Genomic DNA, 6990 nt, shown 5'->3' on the forward strand with positions numbered 1-6990 from the left:
CGTCCGCCCCTTTCCCGGCCACGACCTGGCCAATCGGCACCCGCCCCATGGTCCTGCGCGCCTGGGACCCGCCGACGACGGACTACGGCGCGGGGCACCGGGGAGTCGACCTCGCCGCACCCCCGGGCAGCCCGGTGCGGGCGGTCGCCCCCGGCCGGGTCTCCTTCGCGGGGCGGGTCGCGGGCCGAGGTGTCGTGTCAGTGGAGCTGGACGGCACGGGCGACCCTCCGCTCCGCACGACCTACGAACCGGTGCGCCCGGCGCTGAAGAAGGGCGCCGAGGTCACCGCGGGCGAGCGGATCGGCACCCTGGAACCCCCCACGGGCCACTGCCCCGCGAGCTGCCTGCACTGGGGCCTGCGCCGAGCCGAGACCTACCTGGACCCACTGACCCTGCTCCCACCCTGGCTGCTCCGAAGAGGCCCGTCGCGACTGCTGCCGCTGGACGGAAAGCTGGACGGGACACTGGAAGGTGCCCCGGAGGAGGTACCAGCGAGGACGCCAGGGCTCGCACCGGAGCGGGCGCCCACGCACACACCGGAGAGAGCGCCCACACGCACACCGGAAAGGGTGCTCACACGCCCACCGGAGAAAGCGTCCATGCGCCCACCGGAGAGAGCGCCCGCGCCATGAGCGAGAGCCCGCCGGGCCTCAGCCCCGGACGCCCCGCAACGCCATGGAGACCGCCGCCTCGGTGATGGCCCCGGGGTCCTCCGCCGCGCCCAGCTCGATCCGCCGCACCGCCGCGTCCACCACGCCCTGGAGCAGCATCGCGGCCAGTCGCGGCTGCTCGTGCCCGAGGCTTTCGAGCGCCTCGACGATCATGGCGATGAGCCCGCCGTGCGCGGCCCGGATCTTCTCCCGCGCCCCCGCGTCGAGTTCGCTCGCGGAGATGGCCACCACAGCCCGGTGGCGCCGGTCGCCCACCAGGGCGAGCTGCCGTCTGACGTACGCCTCGACCTTGCCCTCGGCCGAATCCGCACCCTGCATCGCCGCCGACACCTCGGCCGCCCAGACGGGGAAGTCGACCTCGCACAGCTCTTCGACCACGGCGGCCCGCGACCGGAAGTACTCATACACGGATGACCGGGCGAGCCCGGTGCGCTCGGCGAGGGCGGGGAAGGTCAGTGCCTCCGTACCGCCCTCGGACAGCAGGGACCGCGCGGCGTCCAGCAGGGCCCCGCGCTGCATCGACCGGTGCTCGGCCACTGAGGCCGCTCGAATCCTTGGCACGGCTCCACCTTACGGACGGGACGCCGCGGACGGGAGCCGCTCCCCCGCCCGGGCGGCAACGGGAAGGACCGATTCAGCTCGCTCCGCGCCCTCAGCGCCCAAAACTCGCCAGCTTCGCCCGCAACTGAAGCACCGACTTGGTGTGGATCTGGCTGACCCGGCTCTCGGTGACCCCGAGGACGTTGCCGATCTCGGCGAGCGTGAGGCCCTCGTAGTAGTAGAGCGTCACGACGGTCTTCTCACGCTCCGGCAGCGTGTTGATCGCCCTGGCGAGGAGTCGGCGCAGCTCCCGGTCCTCGGCCACCTCCACCGGATTGTCGGCGGCGTGGTCCTCGAGCGTGTCCATCAGGCTGAGGCGGTCGCCGCCGTCACCGCCGACGTGCAGCAGTTCCTCAAGGGCCACCACGTTCGCCAGCGACAACTGGCTGAAAATGGCGTGCAGTTCCTCCACGGCGATGCCCATCTCGGCGGCGACCTCACCCTCCGACGGGGTCCGCCGGAGCTGCGCCTCAAGGGTGGCGTAGGCACGCTCGACATTGCGGGCCTTCTGCCGCACGGACCGCGGGATCCAGTCGAGCGCCCGCAGCTCATCGATCATCGCGCCACGGATCCGCGTGATCGCATAGGTCTCGAACTTGATCGACCGCTCGATGTCGAACTTCTCGATCGCGTCGATCAGACCGAACACCCCGGACGAGACGAAGTCGGCCTGCTCCACATTGGGCGGCAGACCCACGCTGACCCGGCCCGCGACGTACTTGACCAGCGGCGAGTAGTGCAGGATCAGCTGTTCCCGCAGCCGCCCGTCCCCCGTCTCCTTGTACGAGCGCCACAGCTCGTCCAGCGACGAGGGGGCGGGGGGCCGCTCCTGCTCGCCGCTACGGGCCGCGGGGGGAACCGCTGCCCGGTCGGACCCTGAGATGTGCTGGGGCATTCTTCGCCTTGAGCCGTTCTGCCGTGTACCGGTGAGGTCGTGTCGGTCGGTCTGGTCGCGCGGAGCGGTGACATAGCCGGTGCCGCTCGCGCCGCTGCGGTGGGAAGTGTCCGTGAAGTGAATGAGGTTGTCCGTCTGGTTGCCTGTCCGCGTCGGAATGCTCGTGAGCGTAGCGTGACTGAAGTGTCGCAGTCTGCGAAGACCAGGGGCTCAAGCGTGCGCAGATACGTTCCGCTAGGGCCTCGAAGGTGTCCGCGCCGTCGCACTGTGTGACGGCGTCCACGCATCAACTCCGCCTTTTCGCAAGGGGCGTCGAGGGTCATCCGTCCGGCGCAACACGCTCGGTCACGATTCACCTCCACCGGGGAAGACGGCCGCGTTCGTCTGGCGTGTCAACTGCCAACCGTCGCTGTGTCGTTCGACGAACCCCATCGATTGAAGTTCGTACAGGCGCCCTACGGCGTCATCCTCCGTAGTACCGCTGCCGACCGCGACGACACGCGCCGTCGCACGCCCCCGCGCGGGCAGGGCCGCCAGGACGCGCGCCGCCCCCGGGTCGAGCAGATCGCGCGGCAGCACCGGGCCGCGCCGCTCGGGAGCCAGCTCGCCCATGTTCCCGACCAGTTCCACGACTTCCGCGGCATCGGTCACCAGGACGCCCTCCCCCCGCAGCAGCTCATGCACCCCGGCGGAAAGACCGCTGGTCACGGGCCCCGGCACCCCCATGGTGAAGCGCCCGAGCTCCCGCGCGGACCGGGCCGTGGCGAGCGCCCCGCTGCGGTACGCGGCCTCGACCACCACCGTTCCCCTGGTCAGGGCCGCGATCACTCTGTTCCGCAGGATGAAGCGGCTCGGCGTCGGGTGATCGCCCGGCGGTAACTCGCCGACGACGAGACCCTGTTCCGCGATCCGCCCGATCAACCGGACATGGCCGCGTGGGTAGGGCCGGTCCACCCCGCACGCCAGTACGGCAACGGTGGCGCCGCCCGCACCGAGGGCTCCGCGGTGCGCGGCGCCGTCCACTCCGTACGCACCGCCGGAGACCACGATCCAGCCCCGCTCGGCCAGCCCCGCACCGAGCGCGGCCGCCATGTGCGCGCCGTACTCCGTGCAGGCCCGTGAGCCGACGACGGCCACCGACCGCAGGGCCCACATCCGCAGCGAGGGGCGGCCCCGCACCCAGAGCCCGATCGGGCGCCCGTCGCCCAGGTCGTCCAGCGGTGTCGGCCACTCGGTGTCCCCCGGGCAGACGAACCGCGCCCCGACCTGCCGTGCCGCCGTCAGATCCCGCTCCGGCCGAAGCTCGGCGGCGCGCGCCCGCAGCCCTTCCCAACGCCGGACGCTCACCCCGGGCAGCGGCTCCTCCTCACCGAGGCCGCGCAGCACCTCGACGGGGCCCAGCTCGCGCAGCCACCGGCCGCCGATCGTGTCGCCGGGCTCAAGGACCCGGGTCAGGGCGGCCCTGGCCAGGCGCTCCTCGTCGGTCGGGGGCCCGGCCGCCGTCACCCCGCCGCCCCGATCGCCGTCGGGACGCCGCGGGCGATGCCTGTCCGCAGTTGCAGGGCCAGGGCGACGTCCTGGGCGCAGGGCCGGTCGTGTCCCGCGAGGTCGGCGACGGTCCATGCCACGCGCAGGACGCGGTCGAGGCCGCGCGCGGTGAGGAAGCCGCGCTCCAGATCCAGCTCGGCCGCGTCCAGCGCGCCGGGGACGGCGGGCCAGCGGGTGCGCAGGGCGTGTCCGGGGACCTCGCTGTTGGTCCGCCAGCCGGTGCCGGAGAGGCGGGCCGCCGCTCGCTCGCGGGCGACGCGCACCCGGTCGGCGACGGTTCGGGTGGATTCACCGCGCGTGGCGTACCCCGTCAGTGCGGACCGGGTGACGGCCTCCACCTCCACCTTCAGGTCGACCCGGTCGAGGAGCGGCCCCGAGAGCCGGGCCTGATAGCGCCGGATGACGGAGGCGGGGCAGTCGCAGCCGTCCCCGAGCAGCGTGTGCCGCCCGCAAGGACAGGGGTTGGCCGCGAGGACCATCAGGAACTTCGCGGGCAGCCGCACCACGCCCGCGCTCCGGGCGATGACCACGTGCCCCGATTCGAGCGGCTGCCGCAGGGAGTCCAGGGCCTGGCTGCTGAATTCCGGGGCCTCGTCGAGGAAGAGCACCCCGCGGTGGGCCAGTGAGACGGCGCCCGGCCGTGCCAGCCCCTTGCCGCCGCCGACCAGGGACTGCATCGTCGCGGAGTGGTGGGGCGCGCAGTACGGCGCGACGTCCAGCATCGGCCTGCCCGGCGGCAGCATGCCCGCCACCGAGTGGACGGCCGTCACCTCCAGGGAGTCCTCGCGGCTCAGCGGCGGCAGGATCGCGGGCAGCCGCTCCGCGAGCATGGTCTTCCCCGCCCCGGGCGGGCCTTGCAGGAAGAGGTGGTGCGCCCCCGCCGCGGCCACCTCGATGGCGGTCCGCGCGGCGGCCTGGCCCACGACGTCCGCCAGATCGAGGGCGTATGCGTCGTCCAGCGCGCTGCTCAGGCCCGTCCCCACTCCGGTGCCAGGCACGCAGAGGCCCGCGAGCAGCGGGTCGGGCCGACCCGGCTCCTCCGGCTCCTCGTGGGGCACCGGCTCGTCCGTGAGCACCGCGATGAGCTGCCGCAGGCTGCGGACACCGAGCACCGACACACCCGGCACCAGGGCGGCCTCGGCGGCGGTGCACTCGGGGACGACCACCTGCTCATAGCCCGCGTCCGCCGCCGCGAGAACCGCGGGCAGGACTCCCCGCACCGGCCTGACCCGTCCGTCGAGCCCCAGCTCCCCGATCATCACGATGTCGGCGAGCACCCTGGGGTCGATCCGCTCGGCCGCACCGAGGACCGCGCAGGCGACCGCCAGGTCGAAGCCACTGCCGCCCTTCGGCACCGAAGCCGGGCTCAGCCCCACGGTGAGCTTCTTCTGCGGCCACTCCCCGCCGGAATTCACCACGGCGGCCCTGACCCGGTCACGGCTCTCCGTGAGGCTCTTGTCCGGCAGGCCCACCAGCGTGAACGCCGCCACGCCCGGCTCAAGGCCCGCCTGCACCTCGACGACGACGCCTTCGACCCCGACCAGCGCCACGGAGCACGTACGCGCGAAGCCCATCACGCCACCCCCCGCGCGTGCTCGACCACGGGGGCGCCGCGTCGCGGCAGCAGGACACCGACCAGGTCGATGCGGACGCCGCCCGGTGGCGGACCGCCGCGCTCCTCGATCCAGCGCTCGGCAAGCCGCCGCAGCCGCTCCGCCTTGTCCGGGCCCACGGCCGCCATCGGGTGCTCGAACAGCGCGGAGCCGATCAGGCCCGCCCTGCGCGTCTTCACCTCGCAGACGACGAGGGCCTCGCCGTCCACGGCCACGATGTCGATCTCGCCGGACCTGCCTGCGCGCCAGTTGCGCTCCAGGACCGTCATTCCCGACTCGACCAGCCGTCGGGCGGCCAGGTCTTCGCCGTACTTTCCGAGTGCTCCGCGTGCGTTCATGTCGGCACCACCTCCGACACACACGGTCACGGATCGGCCCGCACCTATTGGATCTTGGTGCGTTACTCGCCGGTTGTGGAAAACTCCGTCACCCGTACGAGCGCCTCAGCCCCGCCAGCACGCCGCCTGCACCGGCCGCACGGCCAGCCCTCACCCGCCCGGCAGCTCGAGATCGCTCTTGTTGAGCTCCTCGATGTTCACGTCCTTGAACGTCAGAACGCGGACCTGTTTCACGAACCGGGCCGGTCTGTACATGTCCCACACCCACGCGTCCGCCATCGACACTTCGAAGAACACCTCGCCCTGGACCGAGTGCACCTGCATCTCGTAGTCATTGGTGAGGTAGAAGCGCCGCTCGGTCTCGATCACGTATTTGAACAGTCCGACGACATCGCGGTACTCCCGGTAGAGCTTCAGCTCCATCTCGGTCTCGTACTTTTCGAGGTCCTCGGCGCTCATGGCATGTTCCCCTTCAGCCGTGCGTCCCCCCATTGTGCGTCAGCACCGTGAGCCCCTACACGATTTCCGTGTCGAGGATCTCGGGCCGCTCGGGGGGCCCTTCGTCGAGCAGTCTGCGCAACAGCTCGGCGAGTCTGGTCGGGTACACCGTCTCATGACCCTCGGTCAGTTCTCGGCACGTCCACCAACGTGCTCCGGCGACGCTGCGGCGCTCCAGCTCCGTCAGGCCCTCGGCGGCGATGGCCGTCTGCGCCGTACGGGCCAGGTAGTACCACTCGTCCTGGTCCCAGCGCCGCCCGTCGAAGGGGAAGGAGCAGACGCGGCGCCACAGCACGGGCCCGAGCTCCACCTCTGTGATGCCCGTCTCCTCGCGCAGCTCACGCAGCGCGGCCTCTTCCCGTGTCTCGTCGCCCTCCACGCCGCCGCCCGGCGTGAACCACCAGTCGTCCGCCCGGTCCGCGGGCTCGTGGCCGTGCAGCAGGAGAATGCGGTCCTCGGGGTCGAGGACCACCACCCGCGCAACCTTGCGCAGCGGACGCCCCACAACGGCACCGGAAGACCCGGCCTGAGTGTCGGGCCGGGAAGCCGCGGCTTCAGTGTCGGACCGGGAGGACCCGGTCTCAGTGACGGGCCGAGAGGCCTCAGCCTCAGTGTCGGACCGGGAGGCCGCAGCCTCAGTGTCGGACCGGGAGGACCCGGTCTCAGTGACGGGCCGAGAGGCCTCAGCCTCAGTGTCGGACGCAGTGTCGGACGCAGTGTCGGACCGGGAGGACGCAGCCTCCGCGCCAAGCCGGGAAGCCACGTCCCCAGCGGCAGCAGACCCGTCCCCCGGAGCCGCCACAACCTCCTCGGCCGCCCCAGGCTCC

8 protein-coding genes are annotated in these 6990 nt (G+C 72.3%); 1 reads left to right on the top strand and 7 read right to left on the bottom strand.

The annotated features are described in order from the left end of the window. Nucleotides 1–632, top strand: a 632-nt coding sequence (locus AB8Z36_RS26320; RefSeq protein WP_369215862.1) for a M23 family metallopeptidase, incomplete at its 5' end; no start/stop codon positions are given. Between the two features lie 18 nt (nt 633–650). Here the strand turns inward: AB8Z36_RS26320 and AB8Z36_RS26325 are convergent. From AB8Z36_RS26325 to AB8Z36_RS26355, 7 genes are all read right to left on the bottom strand, one after another. After that, nucleotides 651–1208, bottom strand: coding sequence for a TetR/AcrR family transcriptional regulator (locus AB8Z36_RS26325; RefSeq protein WP_369215868.1), 558 nt, complete (start codon nt 1206–1208; stop codon nt 651–653). 115 nt (nt 1209–1323) lie between these two features. Further along, the gene (whiG, locus tag AB8Z36_RS26330) at nt 1324–2166 is read right to left on the bottom strand and encodes an RNA polymerase sigma factor WhiG (protein ID WP_369215863.1); all 843 of its coding nucleotides are present in this window, start codon (nt 2164–2166) and stop codon (nt 1324–1326) included. Nucleotides 2167–2511: 345 nt separating this feature from the next. Then, nucleotides 2512–3672 (bottom strand): DNA-processing protein DprA, encoded by a 1161-nt coding sequence (dprA, locus tag AB8Z36_RS26335; RefSeq protein ID WP_369215864.1) that lies wholly within the window; start codon nt 3670–3672, stop codon nt 2512–2514. Further along, on the bottom strand, nt 3669–5288 hold the full coding sequence (locus AB8Z36_RS26340) for a YifB family Mg chelatase-like AAA ATPase (protein ID WP_369215865.1): 1620 nt from the start codon (nt 5286–5288) through the stop codon (nt 3669–3671). The genes dprA and AB8Z36_RS26340 overlap by 4 nt, the downstream gene beginning before the upstream one ends. Further along, nucleotides 5288–5665, bottom strand: a complete 378-nt coding sequence (locus AB8Z36_RS26345; RefSeq protein ID WP_369215866.1) for a YraN family protein — start codon at nt 5663–5665, stop codon at nt 5288–5290. Before AB8Z36_RS26345 ends, AB8Z36_RS26340 begins: the two co-directional genes overlap by 1 nt. Before the next feature lie 150 nt (nt 5666–5815). After that, a complete protein-coding gene (locus AB8Z36_RS26350; RefSeq protein ID WP_003965949.1) occupies nt 5816–6124 on the bottom strand; it encodes a DUF2469 domain-containing protein in 309 nt (102 codons plus the stop codon). Between the two features lie 55 nt (nt 6125–6179). Beyond that, the gene (locus AB8Z36_RS26355) at nt 6180–6668 is read right to left on the bottom strand and encodes an NUDIX hydrolase (protein WP_369215867.1); all 489 of its coding nucleotides are present in this window, start codon (nt 6666–6668) and stop codon (nt 6180–6182) included. Nucleotides 6669–6990 lie beyond the last annotated feature (322 nt).

It is taken from the genome of Streptomyces flavofungini, assembly GCF_041028215.1.
GTDB classification, from domain to species: Bacteria; Actinomycetota; Actinomycetes; order Streptomycetales; family Streptomycetaceae; genus Streptomyces; species Streptomyces flavofungini_B.

Coding starts and splice junctions, on each gene's coding strand:
- whiG (WP_369215863.1), bottom strand. CDS start 2,166: ATGCCCCAGCACATCTCAGGGTCCGACCGGGCAGCGGTTCCCCCCGCG.
- AB8Z36_RS26340 (WP_369215865.1), bottom strand. CDS start 5,288: ATGGGCTTCGCGCGTACGTGCTCCGTGGCGCTGGTCGGGGTCGAAGGC.
- AB8Z36_RS26345 (WP_369215866.1), bottom strand. CDS start 5,665: ATGAACGCACGCGGAGCACTCGGAAAGTACGGCGAAGACCTGGCCGCC.
- AB8Z36_RS26350 (WP_003965949.1), bottom strand. CDS start 6,124: ATGAGCGCCGAGGACCTCGAAAAGTACGAGACCGAGATGGAGCTGAAG.